Genomic DNA, 15,456 nt, shown 5'->3' on the forward strand with positions numbered 1-15,456 from the left:
CGTTTTGGTGACTCCCGTCACTCAGGGGGCGAACGGGAAGGCAGCCACACATGGCGGACACCACGCGGACGGACACCGTGGGAAGCGAAAACCACGCTCCGCGCAAAGCGAGTTGGCGATCCATCGGCCCCGGAATCGTCGTGGCGGCGACCGGCGTCGGGGCCGGCGACCTCGTTGCCACGCTCCTCGCGGGCAGCAAGTTCGGCTACACACTGCTGTGGGCCGCGGTCATCGGATGCCTCGTCAAGATCTCGCTCGCCGAGGCGGCCGGCCGCTGGCACCTCGCGACCGGCCGTACCCTCTTCGACGGCTGGCACAGCCTCGGCTCCTGGACCACCGTCTACTTCGCGGGGTACGTCGTCATCTGGGGCTTCGTCTACGGCGCCGCCGCGATGTCCTCCAGTGCGCTCCCGCTGGCCGCGCTCTTCCCGGACGTCATGGACCTCAAGCTCTGGGCCGTGCTGTGCGGTCTGGCCGGGCTGGTCTTCGTCTGGTTCAACAGGTACGCCGTCTTCGAGAAGGTCATGACCGTCCTGGTCGGCGTGATGTTCCTGGTCACCGTGTACCTCGCGATCCGCGTCACGCCCCGGCTCGACGCGGCCTTCGCCGGCCTCGCGCCCGTACTGCCGGACGGGTCGCTGGTCTACACGCTCGGGCTGATCGGCGGCGTGGGCGGCACGATCACCCTCGCCGCGTACGGCTACTGGGTGAACGCGAAGGGCTGGACGAACACGAGCTGGATGAAGGTGATGCGGCTCGACAACCGCGTCGCCTACCTCACCACCGGGATCTTCGTGGTGGCCATGCTCATCGTCGGGGCCGAGCTGCTGCACTCGTCCGGCGTGGCCCTGGCCAAGGGCGACAAGGGGCTGCTCGATCTGAGTGCCGTCCTGGAGGAGCGCTACGGAAGGGGGACCGCCAAGCTCTTCCTGGTCGGGTTCTTCGCCACGTCCTTCACGTCCCTGATCGGCGTGTGGCACGGAGTGAGCCTGATGTTCGCCGACTTCGCCGCGAAGTTCCGGCCGTCGCTCGTCCCGGCCGGGACGAACCCGGCGAGGTCCCTGCCCTTCCGGGTCTATCTGCTCTGGCTCACCTTCCCGCCCATCAGCCTGCTCTTCCTGGACCAGCCCTTCGGGCTCATCGTCGTGTACGGAGTGATCGGCGCACTCTTCATGCCCTTCCTCGCCCTGACGCTGCTGTGGCTGCTCAACTCCTCGCGCACACCGGTCCAGTGGCGCAACGGCCTGCTGAGCAACGCGATGCTGGGGGCCGCCGGCCTGTTGTTCGTGGTGCTGTGCGTCCAGCAACTGTGGGACCTGCTCCGGTAGCGCTCACGCAGCAGCTGCGGAACCGAGCATGGCACCCCCTGCACACCGTCGCCTCTCGGCAGGTTGCACGAACTCCGGCCCCACGGCTTGCCGCGATTGCGCAGAGACGGGCTTCGAACCGTGCTCCAGGATGTGCGATCAAACAAGGTGTGAGCCGGATGTGACATCCGGTTCACCGTGACGACATGGGGAGTCGACCGTGCTCTGGAGAAAACTGCTCGTCCCTCTGACCTCGCTCGTGCTGGTGCTGACGGCCTCCGCCGGCGCGGGTGCGGCAGCGGCGCCCGCCGGTTCCGCTTCCGAAGCGGTCGCGGCCGACTACGGTGCTCCCGGCCCCTACGCCACCGCCGTGGAAGTCGGGGTCGTGACCACCCTCTACTACCCGCGCGACATCGCGACCAGCAACCGCCGCCACCCCGTCATCGTGTGGGGAAACGGCACCTTCGCCTTCCCCGTCGTCTACCGCGACCTGCTGCTGCACTGGGCCGGCCAGGGCTTCATCGTCGCCGCCGCCAACACCCCCCAGTCGAACCTCGGCGTCTCCATGCGCGCCGGCATCGACCTGCTCACGCGCCGGAACGCCGATCCCGGCAGCGCCTTCCACGACCACGTCGATCTGGAGCACATCGGCGCGTCCGGCCACTCGCAGGGCGGAGCCGCCGCCATCGTCGTCGGCGCGGACCCGCGCATCGACACCATCCTGCCCATCCAGCCCGGGCCGCTCGCCAACATCAACGAGGTGCACGTACCCGCACTCCTCCTGGCCGGACAGAAGGACAGCATCGTCTTCCCCTTCCTGGTCAGGGCCTTCTACGACGCCGCCGACCACATCCCGGCCGTCTACGGGGAACTGCGCGGCGCCGACCACTTCACGGTCGTGGGCGACCCCGGCCCGTTCGCCGCGCCCACCACCGCCTGGTTCAAGGCGCACCTGATGGGAGATCAGGCCGCGCGTGCCCAGTTCTTCGGGGCCGGCTGCGGGATCTGTACCGACAGCGGCACCTGGTCCGACGTCCGTCGCAACGGCCTCGTCGCCCAGTGACCCGTCCCCGGAGACTTCTTCCGCCCTGACCGGTGGCCGACCCGATCCGCACGTCGCCGCCCGCCCCCGTCCCCGACGCCGTACGGCCGGGGCGGGCGGCCCTCCTCACACGAAAGGACTGCGATGGATCTCATCGCGACCACCGGGCAGGGCAAGGTCCGGGGCCGTTTCCACAACGGGATCGCCACCTTCCTCGGCATCCCGTACGCCGCTCCGCCCTTCGGCCCCCACCGCTTCCGCGCTCCCGCCCCGGTCGAGCCCTGGGAAGGGGTGCGAGACGCGCTGGAGTACGGGCCCACCGCCCCCAAGCGCCCCTACCGTCCGCCCCTCGACCGGCTGATACCCGACCCCTCCATCGCCGGGGACGACTGTCTCAACCTCAACGTCTGGACGCCGTCCGCCGGCGAGGGCCGGCTGCCGGTCATGGTCTGGATCCACGGTGGTTCCCTGCGCAACGGCTCGGCGAGCCTGCCGCTCTACGACGGGGCCGCCTTCGCCCGCGACGGAGTGGTCCTCGTCTCCGTCAACTACCGGCTCGGCGTCGAGGGGTTCGGGGTCTTCCCCGACGCCCCCGCCAACCGGGGCCTCCTCGACCAGGTCGCGGCCCTGCTCTGGGTCCGCGACAACATCGCCTCCTTCGGTGGGGATCCGGCGAACGTCACCGTGTGCGGGGAGTCCGCCGGGGCGATCAGCATCGCGGCCCTCATGACCAGCCCCGCCGCGTCCGGACTGTTCCGCCGGGCGATCCTGCAGAGCGGCCCCCCGCACACGGTGTCGCGCCGCGAGGGCGCGAAGGCGGTGCGGGCGATGGCGAAGAGACTGCGGATCCCGGCCACCGCCGAGGCGTTCGCCGGCGTGGACCGGGACCTGCTGCTGGACGCGCAGGCAGCGGTGGTCGACCGGTCGGACCCCATCGGCGGCGGTCCCGGGTTCCACATCGTGGCCGACGGCGACCTCGTACCCGCCGACCCGCCCCTTCCCCGGGCCGACCTGCTGCTGGGATGCAACCGGGAGGAGTACCGGCTGTGGTTCGTACCCGGCGGCACGGTGGACCGCGTCAGCCGGCTCACCCTGCGGCTCGCCCTGCTCAAGTTCCGTGTCCCGCGGCGGGTGGCACGGCTGTACGGAGCCACCCGACCGCACGCCAAACCCGGTGAGCTCCTCGGGGAGATGGCCACCGACCTGCTGCTGCGGGGCCCCCTCAACCGCCTGGCCGACTCCCGGCCCGACCGCACCTTCGTCTACGAGTTCGCCTGGCGCTCGCCCGTGATGGGGCTCGGCGCGTGCCACGCGCTGGAACTCGGCTTCGTCTTCGACAACCTGCGCGCCGCCGAGGGCCTGACCGGGCCGGACGCCCCCCAGCCACTGGCGGACGCCATGCACCGCGCCTGGGTCGCCTTCGCCGCCACGGGAGACCCGGGCTGGCCGGGCTGGAACGCGGACCGGCCCGTCATGGTCTTCGACCACCCCGGCTCCGGCCCGGTCCTCGCGCCCCGGCACGAGGAACTCCGCGCCTGGCTGTGACCGCCGACGGGCGTCATCCGGCGATGCCACGGTGATCCGCGGGCCCGGCCAGGTCCCTGGCGACGAGCGCTGCCTGGATCAGCCGGGCCTGTGCGGGAACCGCGAGGTCGAGGCCGGTCAGCGTGCTCACTCGCTGCAGCCGGTAGTCCAGGGTGTTGCGGTGCACGCACAGATCCGACGCCGTCCGGCGGCGGTTGAGCCCGTGCTCCACGAACACGCGCAGCGTCTCGAGCAGAAAGGGGTGCTCCTCCAAGGGGTCGAGCTTGGCCGCCAGCCGTACGAGGCCGTCCCCGGGGCGCGCGATCTGGTGCTCCAGCAGCACGTCGTCGAGGCGGTAACACCCGGGCGGGCGTCCCAGGCGCAGTACGAGGTCCAGTACGCGGCCGGCCTCCTGCGCCGCCGCCGGGACGGCGGCCGGGACGGCGGAGCGGGCGGCGGCGGCGCGCACGCTCTGCCCCACGTCCTGCTCCAGCCGGGCCACCAGGCCGGGCACGTCGGTACCGCCCGGCAGCAGGGCGATCCAGGAGACGTGGTCCATCAGCACGGGGATCCCGGTGAAGGCGTCGAGCGAGGACTGCACCAGCCTCGTCGGCGGGTCGGACTCGAACGCGAAGGCGACCACCTCGTGCTCGCCCACCACCGACACCCGGGCCACGTCGGCCAGCTCCTCGTACGGCCGTCCCGCCAGCAGGGCGCCGAGCAGGGCCCGGCGTACCCGCTTGTCCTCGCTGTGGAGGTCCTCCTGGGCGTTCTGGTGGGCGAGGACGACCGCGGGCAGCGCGGCGTGCAGGCAGGCGAGGAGCCTGCCGCCCGCTCCGGCCAGCTCTCCGGGCTCCGCGACCTCGGTCAGCGTCTGCCACCACACCTCGGCGCCGATCAGGTACGCGGTGATCACCGCTTCGAGGGGGACGCGCTCCTCGGCCCGGCGCGCCGACCACTCGATGAGCCGGGTCAGGTCGCCCGGACCCATCGACCCCCCGCCCCCGTCACGCAGGGCCCTGAGCAGCAGCGCGTGCACCGCCTCGATGGAGCGCGCGACCTCGCCCTGGAGGGTGGCGCGGGGCAGTGCCCCGTAGAACGGCGCCTCCGCCGCGCAGCGCGCGACCACGACGGCGGTGAGGTCACCGACGCGGGCGGCCATCCGGGCGTGCAGGTCCGACATCGGCGCATCGTCACACCGCCCCGGCCGTGCCGTCAATCGCGGCTCCCGGTCCGGCGACGGGGGCCGTGCGCGCGGCGTGTGCCCGAACCGCTCGCGGCGCGCGTTCATGCGCAGGCTTCTCGCAGCTCGCGCTTGAGCACCTTGCCGCTGGGGCCCAGGGGCAACTCGGGGAGGAAGCGTACGATCCGCGGGTACTTGTGCCGGCCCAGGCGCTCCCGGCTCCAGGCCACGAGCTCTTCCTCGGTGACTTCGTCGCGCAGCACCACCACGGCGCAGACCTCCTCGCCCCGGGCCGGATCGGGCAGTCCGATGACGGCGACCTCGGCGACGGCGGGGTGGCGGGCGAGCACCTCCTCGACCTCGCGGGGGTAGACGTTGTAGCCGCCCCGGATGATGAGGTCCTTCTTGCGGTCGACGATGGTGAGGAAGCCGTCCTCGTCGCGCACGCCCAGGTCGCCGGTGCGGAACCAGCCGTCGACCAGGACCGCGGCGCTCGCCTCGGGGTCGTCGAGGTAGCCGGCGAAGACGTTGTGCCCGCGGATGACCACCTCGCCGACCTCACCGTCCGGCAGGAGCGCTATGTGCCGCTCCCGCTCGGGGTCGGCGATCGCGGCCTCGACGCCCCACACGGGGTGGCCGACGGTCCCGGGACGGCGGCCGGTGGTGCGCTGGTTGAAGGTGGCGGCCGGGGAGGTCTCGGTGAGCCCGTAGCCCTCCAGGATCTCGGTGCCGAAGGCCGCCTCGAAGCGCTCCAACAGGGCGACCGGGAGCGCCGCGCCGCCGGAGACGCACACCCGGAGCGCCGCGGGGCGTCGTTGGTCGTCCGCGGTGGCCCCGGTGAGAGCGTGGTACATCGTCGGGACCCCCATGAATACGGTGACCCGCTCGTGGATCATGGTGTCCAGGGCGGCCTGGCCGCTGAAGCGGGGCAGCAGGACGAGGGTGGCACCGGCGCGCAGGGTGGCGTTCATCGCGCAGCTCTGTCCGTAGCTGTGGAACAGCGGCAGACAGCCCAGCACGGTGTCGTCGGGTGTCAGGCCGAGCAGGTCGCCCGCGCAGACGGTGGCGTTCATGACCAGGTTGAGGTGGGTGAGCCGGGCCCCCTTGGGCCGGCCCGTGGTGCCGCTGGTGTAGAGGATGGCGGCGGTCTCTGTCGCCGTCACCGTCGCCGTCTCTGTCTCTGTCGCCGTCTCTGTCTCTGTCGCCGTCGCCGTCCGCTCGGCCGCGTAGGGCAGCCGTTCCTCTCCGGCACCGACCTCAAGCACCTCGATGCCCGCCGCGACGGCGGCCGACTGCGCCACCGGCCGCAGGGCCCCTCCGCTGACGAGCGCTCTGGCGCCGCTGTGCCGCAGTACGTACGCCACCTCGTCGGCCACCATCAGTGCGTGCACCGGTACCACGGTCGCGCCGGCCGCGAGGACCGCGTAGTAGGCGCGGGGGAAGTCCGCGGTGTTCGCCAGCAGCACCGCCACCCGGTCGCCGGGGCCGATCCCGCGGGCCCGGAGGACGGCGGCGAAGCCCAGGACCTCGTCCCACAGGCGCGCGTAGGTGAGGCGCAGCTCCCCCTCGACGACGGCGATGCGGTCGGGGTGGCGGCGGGCCGAGTCGGAGAGCAGGGTGGCGACGCTGAGCTGCACGGTGGCTCCTTCATGCGGGTGGTGGCGGCACCGTCAGAATCGGGGACGGGTCCACTGCGCGGCCATGTGCATCCGCACACCGTTCGTACCGTCCGTCTGGGCGTAGGCACCCGGGCTTCCGCGCGGACGGTGCATATGCCTAACCTGCTGCCATGAACGACGAGGAGCGGACGCTGCGTCGGCAGCTTGCGACGGCTCTGCTCGCGGACATCGGCCGCCTCACCGATGCCCTGACCGCCGACATCCGCGCGCACAGCCCCTTCTACGCGTCCGGCCGGACCGTCTCCCATGCGGATCTGCGGGTGACCTGCCGCCGCAACGTGGAACTGGCGCTCAACGATTTCGGCGAGCTGCCGTCCGGCGGCCGCCACATCGAGGCCGCCGCCACCGAGACCGGACGGCTCCGCGCCGAGCAGGGCGTCCCGCTGGCCACCGTGCTCCAGGCGTTCCGGCGCGGCGGCCGGGTCATCTGGCAGGCGCTGGCGGACCGGATGCGCGACCGGCCGCCGGCACAGCAGGCGATGCTCGGCGACATCGCCGGCGCCCTGTGGGAGACCATCGACCGGTTCTCGTCCGCCATGGCCGACGCGTACGGACTCACCACCGTGGAGTTGCAGCACCGGGAGGACTCCCGGCGCGGATCCCTCTTCGAGGCGTTGCTCGACGGGCGCGGCAGCGACCCGGCGGTGGCCGCCGCGGCGGCCACGGCCCTCGGGGTGCCCTCGCGCGACCTGTACGCCGTGGTCGTCGTCGCCCAGAACCCGGCGTCGCCGGCCGAGCCGGGGCCCGCGCTGGAAGCTGCCGGGCTGTGGTCGTTCTGGCGGCCGCGCACGGAGGTCCTCGCCGGCCTGGTGCGGCTCGGCTCCACAGTGCCCGAGGAGTTGACGCGGATCCTCCGGGGGGCGGTGCGCTGCGCCGCGGGGATTTCGCCGCCGTTCGAGGAGCTGACCGCGGCCGACCGGGGGCTGCGGCTGGCGGGGCGTGCGCTCGCGACCCTCCCGCAGGGCACCGGGCAGGTCGCGGCGCTCGACGACCGGCTGGTGCACGCCGTGCTCTGCGCCGACCCGGAGATCGCTCGACGAACGGTGGGGCGCTATCTCGACGGTGTCCTGCGCAGCGGTTCGGAGAGGGCTGTGCTGCTGGAGACGCTGCGCGTCTGGCTCGACGAGGGCTGCTCGGCCTCCCGCACCGCCGAGCGGCTCTACTGCCACCGCAATACGGTGCGGGGCCGCATCGGACGCATCGCCGAACTGACCGGCTGGTCGGCGGAATCCGGCGAGGCCCGGCTGGGCTGGGCGCTCGCCCTGCGGGCACTGGGAGGAGCAGCGACCTGAGTACGAACGATCGGGCAACTGAGTACGAAACCCAGGGCACTTACGGCACCCGGGGCGGTTCAATGGACCCATGGTCGATACGAACAGCGCGCAGACGCAGGCCTCATCGGCACGGCGCACGAGGCCGTGCCAGTGGTGCCGGCGCCCCGTACCGCAGCGCTTCCTGCTGATGCCCAAGCTCCACTGCAACAGGAACCACTGGCTGAACGACGTGCGCGACAATTTCTGGCGCAAGCTGTTCGAGCACGGCTGAGCGCCCGCCCATGACACTGCGAGCGCCCCGCCAACCTAACTACGGTACGTCTCCAGCAGCCGCAGCCAGATCTCGCTGATCGTCGGGAACGCCGGAACCGCGTGCCACAGCCGCTCGATCGGGACCTGACCCGCGACCGCGATGGTCGCCGCGTGCAAGAGTTCGGCCGCGCCCGGTCCGACGAAGGTGACGCCGAGCAGGATCTCGCGGTCCAGGTCCACCACCATGCGGGCCCGCCCCCGGTAGCCGTCTGCGTACAGACCCGCTCCGGAGACCTTGCCGAGGTCGTAGTCCACGGCCCGGACCCGGTGGCCGGCGCGCTCCGCCTCCGCGAGGGTCAGGCCCACCGATGCGGCCTCCGGGTCGGTGAACACGGCCTGCGGGAGGGCTTCCGTGTCGGCGGTCGCCGCGTGCGCGCCCCAACGACCGGTGTCGAGCGGCGTGTTGCCCGCCGCCCGGGCGGCGATGACGGCGCCCACGATCCGGGCCTGGTACTTCCCCTGATGGGTGAGCAGGGCCCGGTGGTTCACGTCGCCCACCGCGTACAGCCAGTCGATCCCCGGGACCCGGCAGCTGTCGTCCACCGCGATCCACCCGCCCGGAGTGAGGCCGACGGTGTCCAGGCCGATGTCCTCGGTGCGCGGGGAGCGCCCCGTCGCCACCAGCAGCTCGTCGCCCTCCAGCGTCTCGCCGCCTTCGAGCAGCACGGTGACGGGCCCGGTCGAGCCGTCCCGTACGACGGACTCGACGGCCACTCCCGTACGGACCACCGCGCCGGCATCGCGCAGCGCCTCGGCGACCAGCTCCCCGGCGAAGGGCTCCATGCGCGGCAGCAGCCCGGACCCCCGTACGAGCAGGGTCACTTGGGAGCCGAGGGCCTGCCAGGCCGTGGCCATCTCCGCGGCCACCACCGACCCGCCGACGATCAGCAGCCGGCCCGGCGCCGCCCGCGCCGACGTGGCCTCGCGGCTGGTCCACGGGCGGGCGTCCCCCATGCCCGGCAGGTCCGGGATCACGGCCCGGGTGCCGGTCGCGACGACGACCGCGTGCCGGGCGGAGAGCACGTGGTGCTCCCCCTCCGGGCTGGTGACGGCGACCTTGCGGACTCCGTACAGCCGCCCGTGGCCCCGGTACACGTGGGCGCCGACCGACTCCAGCCAGTCGATCTGGCCGTCGTCCTTCCAGCTCCCGGTCCAGTAGTCCCGGTGCGCGAACACCGCTTCCGCGTCCAGGGGACCGGCCACGGCCTCCGCGAGACCGGGCACCCGGCGCGCGTCGGCCCGGGCCAGCGCCGGGCGCAGCAGCGCCTTGCTGGGGACGCAGGCCCAGTACGAGCACTCGCCGCCCACCAGCTCGCTCTCGACCAGCGCCGTGCTCAGCCCGGCGGCGCGGGTCCGGTCCACGACGTTCTCGCCGGCCGGCCCCCCGCCGAGGACCACTACGTCGTACTCCACCGCTTCGCTCATCGGGCCAGTCTCACCGCACGACGGGGGCCCGTCACGTAATCAGGCGTCCGGCGTGCCGGGCTCCTCGGCCGTGGCACCGGCGGCGCCGGCCTGCTCGGCGGCGATCTTCGTGCGGACCTCGTCCATGTCCAGGGCGCGGGCCTGGGTGATGAGGTCGGTCAGCGCCGCCTCGGGCAGTGCGCCGGGCTGCGAGAAGATCGCGACCTGATCCCGGACGATCATGAGGGTCGGGATCGAGCTGATCTGGAAGGCCGCGGCCAGCTCCTGCTGCGCCTCGGTGTCCACCTTGGCGAAGAGCAGGTCGGGATTGGCCTCGGCGGCCTTCTCGTAGACCGGGGCGAACTGCAGGCAGGGGCGGCACCAGCCCGCCCAGAAGTCGATCAAGACGAACGAGTTCTCGCTCACCGTCTGGTCGAAGTTCTCCTTGGTGAGTTCGACAGTAGCCACGGTTTTCCAGACCTCCAGAGTGCTGTTCTGCTTGTTTTCCCTGAACGAACGACCGGCTCGAAGCATTCCTGACCGCACCCGATGCACGCAATGCGCGAAATGAGCACAATGAGCCCATGAACCACACCGGCCCCGTCTCCCCCGGCGCCGCCACCGCTGCCGCCGCCCCGCACACCGTGGAGTTCCTCCGCCGGCTGTACCCCGGCGAGGACCCGGACCGTGCGGCCTGGGGTGTCCGGATCGACGGTACGGACCTGCGCACCCTCGTCGCCGAGGCCACCCGGGCCGGCTGGTCGCAGGAGTGGGACACCTCCGAGGAGCCCCCCGACGGGCGGGAGGCGTACCTCATGACCCAGCACGCCCCCCTGGTCATGGACGACGACGCACACGCGCGCCGCCACTTCCTCGGCGACCCCGATCCGGAACGGCGCGAGCCGGGGACCGGCTCCATGGCCCTGCTCGGATGCATCTGCGGAACGGACGAGTGCTGGCCCATGATGGCCACCGTCACCCTGACGCAGGACACCGTCACCTGGTCCGGCTTCCACCAGCCCTACCGTCCCGAGTGGGGCACCCTCGCCCTGGGGCCCTACGTCTTCCCGCGCCCGGCTTACGAGCAGGCCCTGGCGGCTCCGGTCCGGCTCCCCGGGCGCGGGCGGCTCTCCATCTCCGACGATTACTCCGACGAGCACGCGGATGACCACGTGGATGACCACGCGGACGGGGCAAGCGCCGAAGCCTCTGGGGAGACTCCCTAGAACGATTGCCCTAGAACGGCTGCTCTAGAACAGTCGCCCTAGAACGGATGCCCGCCCGGGGTCGCGCGGAGCGTGGTCCAGCGCAGCTCGGTGAAGGCGTCGAGGTTCGCCTCGCCGCCGAAGCGAGCGCCGGTGCCGGACGCGCCGACGCCGCCGAAGGGAGCCACCGCCTCGTCGTTGACCGTCTGGTCGTTGACGTGCGCGATCCCGACCGGGATCCGCCCCGCCAGGTCCAGTCCGCGCGCCGCGTCGCCGGTCACGATCCCGAGGGAGAGCCCGTAGGGGCCCGCGGAGGCCAGCTCCACGGCCTCGTCCTCCGTGGCGAAGGACCGTACGGGCGCCACCGGACCGAAGACCTCCTCCGCGTAGGCGGGGCTGTCGTCTCCGGCGCCCGCCAGCACCGTGGGCCGGTAGAAGAGGTCCTGGTGGGCGCCGCCCGCGACGAGTTTGGCGCCCTGCGCGGTGCTGGCTTCCACCAGGCCGTGGACCCGGTCCAGCTGGGACCGGTCGATGAGCGGCCCCAGGTGCACCCGCTCGCGGTACGGGTCTCCGACCGCGAGCTCCTCCGCGCGGGCGGCGAGCCGCTCCACGTACTCGTCGTAGAGCGAGGCGTGCACGAGGTGCCGGCCCGCCGTCATGCAGATCTGGCCCTGGTGGAAGAAGGAGCCCCAGGAGGCCTGTGCGACGGCCGCCGCCACATCGGCGTCGCGGAGCACGACGAGCGCGGAGTTGCCGCCCAACTCCAGGTGCGCACGCTTGAGGTGACGGCCCGCCAGCTCACCGACGACCCGGCCGCTCGCGGTGGATCCGGTGAACGAGACCACCCTGACCAGGGGGTCGGTGACCACCGCCGCGCCCGTCTCGGCGCCGCCGGGCAGGACGTGCAGCAGTCCGCCCGGCAGGCCGGCCGCCGCGAAGACGGCGGCGAGTGCGAGCCCGCCGCAGACCGCGGTGCGGCGGTCCGGCTTGAGGAGCACCGCGTTGCCGAGGGCGAGCGCGGGCGCGACCGAGCGGATCGAGAGGATCAGCGGTGCATTGAAGGGCGCCACCACCCCCACGACACCGACCGGTTCGCGGCGGGTGAACGACAGCCGCGGCGCCTCGCTCGGCAGCACCTGCCCGGCCGGGCGCGAGGCCAGGGCCGCGGCCTCGTAGCACTCCTGCGCGGCGACGTGCAGCTCGAAGTCGGCCTTGCCGGGGATGGATCCGGACTCCCGGACCAGCCAGTCCCGCAGCTCCTGCGCGTGGGCGGTGAACAGGTCACCGGCCCGGCGCAGCACGGCCGCCCGCTCCAGGTGGGTGGCCCGCGCCCAGTCGCGCTGGGCCGCGTGGGCCCGTACGGCGACCTCCGCGACGTCGGCCGGGGAGGCCAGGTCGATGGTCGCGAGGGTCTGGCCCGTGGCGGGTTCGACGACCGGGGCGGTACCTCCGGTGAGGGTGGGTCCGTCCTGCCAGAGCGTCGGATCGAGGAGCGGCATGGCGCGGGGCCTCCGGGTGCGGGGAGCGTGGCGGGGGGGTGGCGGCAGCACGCGCCATCGTGCCACCCCACCGCACCGGAGGCATCAATTCTCTTCGGTTGTAGAACAGTTGCCGCCCGACTATGACCGGAAACGATCGACCGGCCGGAGTCGGGTCAGCGCTCCAGCACGAGGGCGATGCCCTGTCCCACACCGATGCAGAGGGCCGCGATCCCCGTACCGGATCCGGCCGCCGCGAGCTGGTGGGCCACCGAACCCGCCAGCCGGGCGCCCGAAGCACCGAGCGGGTGCCCGATCGCGATGGCCCCGCCACGCGGGTTGACCACGGCCGGATCCAGCTCGGGCCAGGAGGCGAGGCATCCCAACGCCTGCGCCGCGAAAGCCTCGTTGAGTTCGAAGGCGGCCAGATCGGCGAACCCGCGGCCCGCCTTGGCGAGCGCACGCTCGACCGCCTCCACCGGCCCCAGACCGAAGAGCTGGGGCTCGATCCCGGTGACGGCCGACGCACTGATCCGGGCCAACGGCTCCCGCCCGGTGGCGGCGAGGCCCTCCTCGTCCGTCAACAGCAGTGCGGCGGCTCCGTCGTTGAGCGGCGAGGCGTTGCCCGCCGTCACCGTGCCGGTGCCGTCGCTCCGGAAGGCGGGCTTCAGGCGCGCGAGCGCCTCCGGGCCGGAACCCTCGCGGATGCACTCGTCGCGCGGCAGATCCACACCCGCGTACGGAACCACCTCGGCGTCGTACTGCCCGGCGGCCCAGGCGGCCGCCGCCTTGCGGTGGCTCTCCAGCGCGAAGGCGTCCTGCGCCTCGCGGGTGATGCCGTGCTTGTCGGCGACGAGTTCGGCGCCCTCGCCGAGCGAACCGGCCCACTCCGCGGGCATCCGGGGGTTGGTCATCCGCCAGCCGAGCGTGGTGGACCACATCTGCTGGTGCCCGGCGGGGAAGGCGCGCTCCGGCTTCTGCACCACCCAGGGGGCCCGGCTCATGGACTCGACGCCCCCGGCGATGGCGACGGAGGCGTCCCCGAGCGCGATGGCGCGGGCCGCCTGGACGACGGCTTCGAGCCCGGAGCCGCAGAGGCGGTTGACGGTGACTCCGGGCACCGTCACGGGGAGCCCGGCGAGCAGCACCGCCATGCGGGCCACGTCGCGGTTGTCCTCGCCCGCGCCGTTGGCGTCACCGAAGACGACGTCGTCGATGCGGGCCGGGTCCAGTGCGGGCGTACGGTCCACGAGCGCGCGCACCACGTGGGCGGCCAGGTCGTCGGGGCGGACACCGGCGAGGGCACCGCCGAACTTCCCGATCGGGGTGCGGACGGCGTCGACGACGTAGACGTCGCGGACGGTACGGATGCTCATGGAGTCCCTCCGAGGCGAGCGGGAGACGGCGCGGCACACCGACATCCCTGTCCGGCCCGGGGCACGCTCCGCCCGCGCCCGGTGGGGGCGCGCCCGAAGTCTCCGTCCCCCCGACCCCGCTGTCAACGGCCCCCGACCCCCAGAGGGGCCCCGACCTGCGCCTGCCCTATGTCTGCGCCCTGTCTGCGCCCTGTCTGCGCCCTGTCTGCGCCCTGTCTGCGCCGGCGGGCTGGATTGCCCGCAGGGCCATTTCAGCCCCGCCGGCGTTCGAGGCGCGGGGTCTGGGGCGGAGCCCCAGGGGCCCGGGCGCAGCCCCGGGCCGTCACGGGCGACCGGCCGGCAGCCGGAGCCGGGGTCTGGGTCTGGGTCTGGGTCTGGGTCTGGGTCTGGGTCTGGGTCTGGGTCTGGGCCACAGCGAGGCCGGAGCAGAGCGACCAGCTCACGTCGAGTCCCGCGGCACCGCCACCGCAGCCATCAGGTCATGCCTGCGCACCGCCGCCGAGGGCTCCCGTACCGCTTGGTCGACCAGCGCCGCCAGCCGCTCCCCCGTCGGCATCTCGATCTGCACCGTGCTGAGCCGCGGCCGCAGCAGCCGCCCGATCAGCAGGTCGTCCGCGCCCATGACGGCGACGTCCTCCGGCACGCGCAGCCCCACGTCCTGGAAGGCCCGCATCAGCAGCATCGCGTACTCGTCGTTGTACGCGAACGCCGCATCCAGCCCCAGCGACCCCCACTGCTCCGCCAGCTTGGCCGCCGACTCCTCCGAGTAGGCCATCCGCAGGGCCGCGATCTCCGCCCCCGCCACGGACCGTGCGCCCTCCAGGCGGGGCGTGGAGAACAGCTCCAGCCCCTTTTCCTCCGGCACGACGACCCCGATCCGGCGCCGGCCCTGCCCCACCAGGTGCTCCGCCGCCCGCGCGCCGACCTCCGCCTGGTCCATGACCAGCGCGTGCGCCCCGGCAACGGCCTGCGGCCCCATCGTCAGCACCGCGCGCGCCCCGGCGCGCTTGAGCGTGGCCACGTTGTGCGCGGACAGGGTGATCTCCCCGAGGGAGAGCACCGCGACCGGCCGCAGTTCGGCCCAGGCCCGCGCGGCCTCGTCGCCGGTGAGGCCGAGGCTGCCGTACTGGACCACCGTGTAGTCGAGGCCGCGCAGCGCCCACTGCAGCTCGTTGAGGAAGGTGCTGTAGAGCGGGCCGATCGGCACGTGCGAGGTGGGCAGCAGCACGATGCGCGTGTGCCCGGCGCGCAGGCTGCGGGCGGCCGCGTGGGGGACGTAGCCGAGCTCCTCGGCGGCCTCGCGCACCTTGCGGCGGGTCGGCTCGCTGATGCGTACGGCCTCCGCGTTGTTCAGGACGTACGAGACCGTCGCGCGCGACACTCCGGCGAGACGGGCGACGTCCGCGCTGGTCGGGACGGGCGCCGGCGACGGGGACGGCGACGTGGGGGGCTTCGGCGGCTTCGATGACTGAGACATTGCCGTGGCATCTTTCCAGACCGTTTGTGCCCAGGGGCTAGCGGATGGCCGGAAACCAATGCTACACAGTGGTTACACGATTCACTGACACGTGTAACCACGACGTCACCCGAGCTTCGTCAACGGTGTCTCCACACGTGTTCGTGCCGTGCCCAGCCGTGCCGCCGCCCTGCCGCGTTCCGTCGCACCCCCGCC

13 protein-coding genes are annotated in these 15,456 nt (G+C 72.9%); 6 read left to right on the top strand and 7 right to left on the bottom strand.

Going from position 1 to position 15,456, the window contains the following annotated elements:
* Positions 1–50: 50 nt before the first annotated feature.
* The 3 genes from OHA37_RS04555 (at position 51) to OHA37_RS04565 (ending at position 3,894) form a co-directional block, all read left to right on the top strand.
* Positions 51–1,328, top strand: coding sequence for an Nramp family divalent metal transporter (locus OHA37_RS04555; RefSeq protein WP_266902697.1), 1,278 nt, complete (start codon positions 51–53; stop codon positions 1,326–1,328).
* Between the two features lie 199 nt (positions 1,329–1,527).
* Positions 1,528–2,370 (top strand): alpha/beta hydrolase family protein, encoded by an 843-nt coding sequence (locus OHA37_RS04560; protein ID WP_266902699.1) that lies wholly within the window; start codon positions 1,528–1,530, stop codon positions 2,368–2,370.
* 123 nt (positions 2,371–2,493) lie between these two features.
* Positions 2,494–3,894, top strand: coding sequence for a carboxylesterase/lipase family protein (locus OHA37_RS04565; RefSeq protein WP_266902700.1), 1,401 nt, complete (start codon positions 2,494–2,496; stop codon positions 3,892–3,894).
* Between the two features lie 13 nt (positions 3,895–3,907).
* Here OHA37_RS04565 and OHA37_RS04570 read toward each other — a convergent pair whose 3' ends face one another.
* On the bottom strand, positions 3,908–5,056 hold the full coding sequence (locus tag OHA37_RS04570; protein WP_266902702.1) for a PucR family transcriptional regulator: 1,149 nt from the start codon (positions 5,054–5,056) through the stop codon (positions 3,908–3,910).
* A gap of 104 nt (positions 5,057–5,160) precedes the next feature.
* The gene (locus tag OHA37_RS04575) at positions 5,161–6,693 is read right to left on the bottom strand and encodes a long-chain-fatty-acid--CoA ligase (RefSeq protein ID WP_266902704.1); all 1,533 of its coding nucleotides are present in this window, start codon (positions 6,691–6,693) and stop codon (positions 5,161–5,163) included.
* A gap of 152 nt (positions 6,694–6,845) precedes the next feature.
* On the opposite strand from OHA37_RS04575, the gene OHA37_RS04580 reads away from it, so the two are divergent.
* Both OHA37_RS04580 and OHA37_RS04585 read left to right on the top strand, forming a co-directional pair.
* Positions 6,846–8,027 carry a PucR family transcriptional regulator gene (locus OHA37_RS04580; RefSeq protein ID WP_266902706.1) on the top strand — a complete coding sequence of 394 codons (1,182 nt, stop codon included), beginning with the start codon at positions 6,846–6,848 and terminating at the stop codon, positions 8,025–8,027.
* Between the two features lie 70 nt (positions 8,028–8,097).
* Positions 8,098–8,280: a hypothetical protein gene (locus tag OHA37_RS04585; protein WP_266902708.1), complete on the top strand. Its 183-nt coding sequence runs from the start codon at positions 8,098–8,100 to the stop codon at positions 8,278–8,280.
* 35 nt (positions 8,281–8,315) lie between these two features.
* On the opposite strand, the gene OHA37_RS04590 is transcribed toward OHA37_RS04585, so the two are convergent.
* Positions 8,316–9,746: a dihydrolipoyl dehydrogenase family protein gene (locus tag OHA37_RS04590; protein ID WP_266902710.1), complete on the bottom strand. Its 1,431-nt coding sequence runs from the start codon at positions 9,744–9,746 to the stop codon at positions 8,316–8,318.
* A 39-nt stretch (positions 9,747–9,785) separates the two neighbouring features.
* Positions 9,786–10,259 carry a thioredoxin family protein gene (locus OHA37_RS04595; protein WP_323182306.1) on the bottom strand — a complete coding sequence of 158 codons (474 nt, stop codon included), beginning with the start codon at positions 10,257–10,259 and terminating at the stop codon, positions 9,786–9,788.
* A gap of 50 nt (positions 10,260–10,309) precedes the next feature.
* Here OHA37_RS04595 and OHA37_RS04600 point away from each other — a divergent pair, with 50 nt between their 5' ends.
* Positions 10,310–10,951, top strand: a complete 642-nt coding sequence (locus tag OHA37_RS04600; RefSeq protein WP_266902714.1) for a hypothetical protein — start codon at positions 10,310–10,312, stop codon at positions 10,949–10,951.
* A 38-nt stretch (positions 10,952–10,989) separates the two neighbouring features.
* On the opposite strand, the gene OHA37_RS04605 is transcribed toward OHA37_RS04600, so the two are convergent.
* The 3 genes from OHA37_RS04605 to OHA37_RS04615 all read right to left on the bottom strand — a co-directional run bounded on the left by OHA37_RS04605 (position 10,990) and on the right by OHA37_RS04615 (position 15,261).
* Entirely contained in the window at positions 10,990–12,429 is a 1,440-nt protein-coding gene (locus OHA37_RS04605; protein ID WP_266902716.1) for an aldehyde dehydrogenase family protein, read from the bottom strand.
* Between the two features lie 155 nt (positions 12,430–12,584).
* A complete protein-coding gene (locus OHA37_RS04610) occupies positions 12,585–13,784 on the bottom strand; it encodes a thiolase family protein (RefSeq protein ID WP_266902718.1) in 1,200 nt (399 codons plus the stop codon).
* Between the two features lie 439 nt (positions 13,785–14,223).
* Positions 14,224–15,261 carry a LacI family DNA-binding transcriptional regulator gene (locus OHA37_RS04615; RefSeq protein WP_266902720.1) on the bottom strand — a complete coding sequence of 346 codons (1,038 nt, stop codon included), beginning with the start codon at positions 15,259–15,261 and terminating at the stop codon, positions 14,224–14,226.
* Positions 15,262–15,456: the final 195 nt, after the last annotated feature.

This window comes from Streptomyces sp. NBC_00335 (genome assembly GCF_036127095.1).
In the GTDB taxonomy this organism is placed as follows: Bacteria; Actinomycetota; Actinomycetes; order Streptomycetales; family Streptomycetaceae; genus Streptomyces.

What these genes read in the sequence shown, in the direction of transcription:
- OHA37_RS04555 (WP_266902697.1), top strand. Translation starts at nt 51, where the DNA reads ATGGCGGACACCACGCGGACGGACACCGTGGGAAGCGAAAACCACGCT.
- OHA37_RS04565 (WP_266902700.1), top strand. Translation starts at nt 2,494, where the DNA reads ATGGATCTCATCGCGACCACCGGGCAGGGCAAGGTCCGGGGCCGTTTC.
- OHA37_RS04570 (WP_266902702.1), bottom strand. Translation starts at nt 5,056, where the DNA reads ATGTCGGACCTGCACGCCCGGATGGCCGCCCGCGTCGGTGACCTCACC.
- OHA37_RS04580 (WP_266902706.1), top strand. Translation starts at nt 6,846, where the DNA reads ATGAACGACGAGGAGCGGACGCTGCGTCGGCAGCTTGCGACGGCTCTG.
- OHA37_RS04585 (WP_266902708.1), top strand. Translation starts at nt 8,098, where the DNA reads ATGGTCGATACGAACAGCGCGCAGACGCAGGCCTCATCGGCACGGCGC.
- OHA37_RS04590 (WP_266902710.1), bottom strand. Translation starts at nt 9,746, where the DNA reads ATGAGCGAAGCGGTGGAGTACGACGTAGTGGTCCTCGGCGGGGGGCCG.
- OHA37_RS04595 (WP_323182306.1), bottom strand. Translation starts at nt 10,259, where the DNA reads ATGCTTCGAGCCGGTCGTTCGTTCAGGGAAAACAAGCAGAACAGCACT.
- OHA37_RS04600 (WP_266902714.1), top strand. Translation starts at nt 10,310, where the DNA reads ATGAACCACACCGGCCCCGTCTCCCCCGGCGCCGCCACCGCTGCCGCC.
- OHA37_RS04605 (WP_266902716.1), bottom strand. Translation starts at nt 12,429, where the DNA reads ATGCCGCTCCTCGATCCGACGCTCTGGCAGGACGGACCCACCCTCACC.
- OHA37_RS04610 (WP_266902718.1), bottom strand. Translation starts at nt 13,784, where the DNA reads ATGAGCATCCGTACCGTCCGCGACGTCTACGTCGTCGACGCCGTCCGC.
- OHA37_RS04615 (WP_266902720.1), bottom strand. Translation starts at nt 15,261, where the DNA reads ATGTCTCAGTCATCGAAGCCGCCGAAGCCCCCCACGTCGCCGTCCCCG.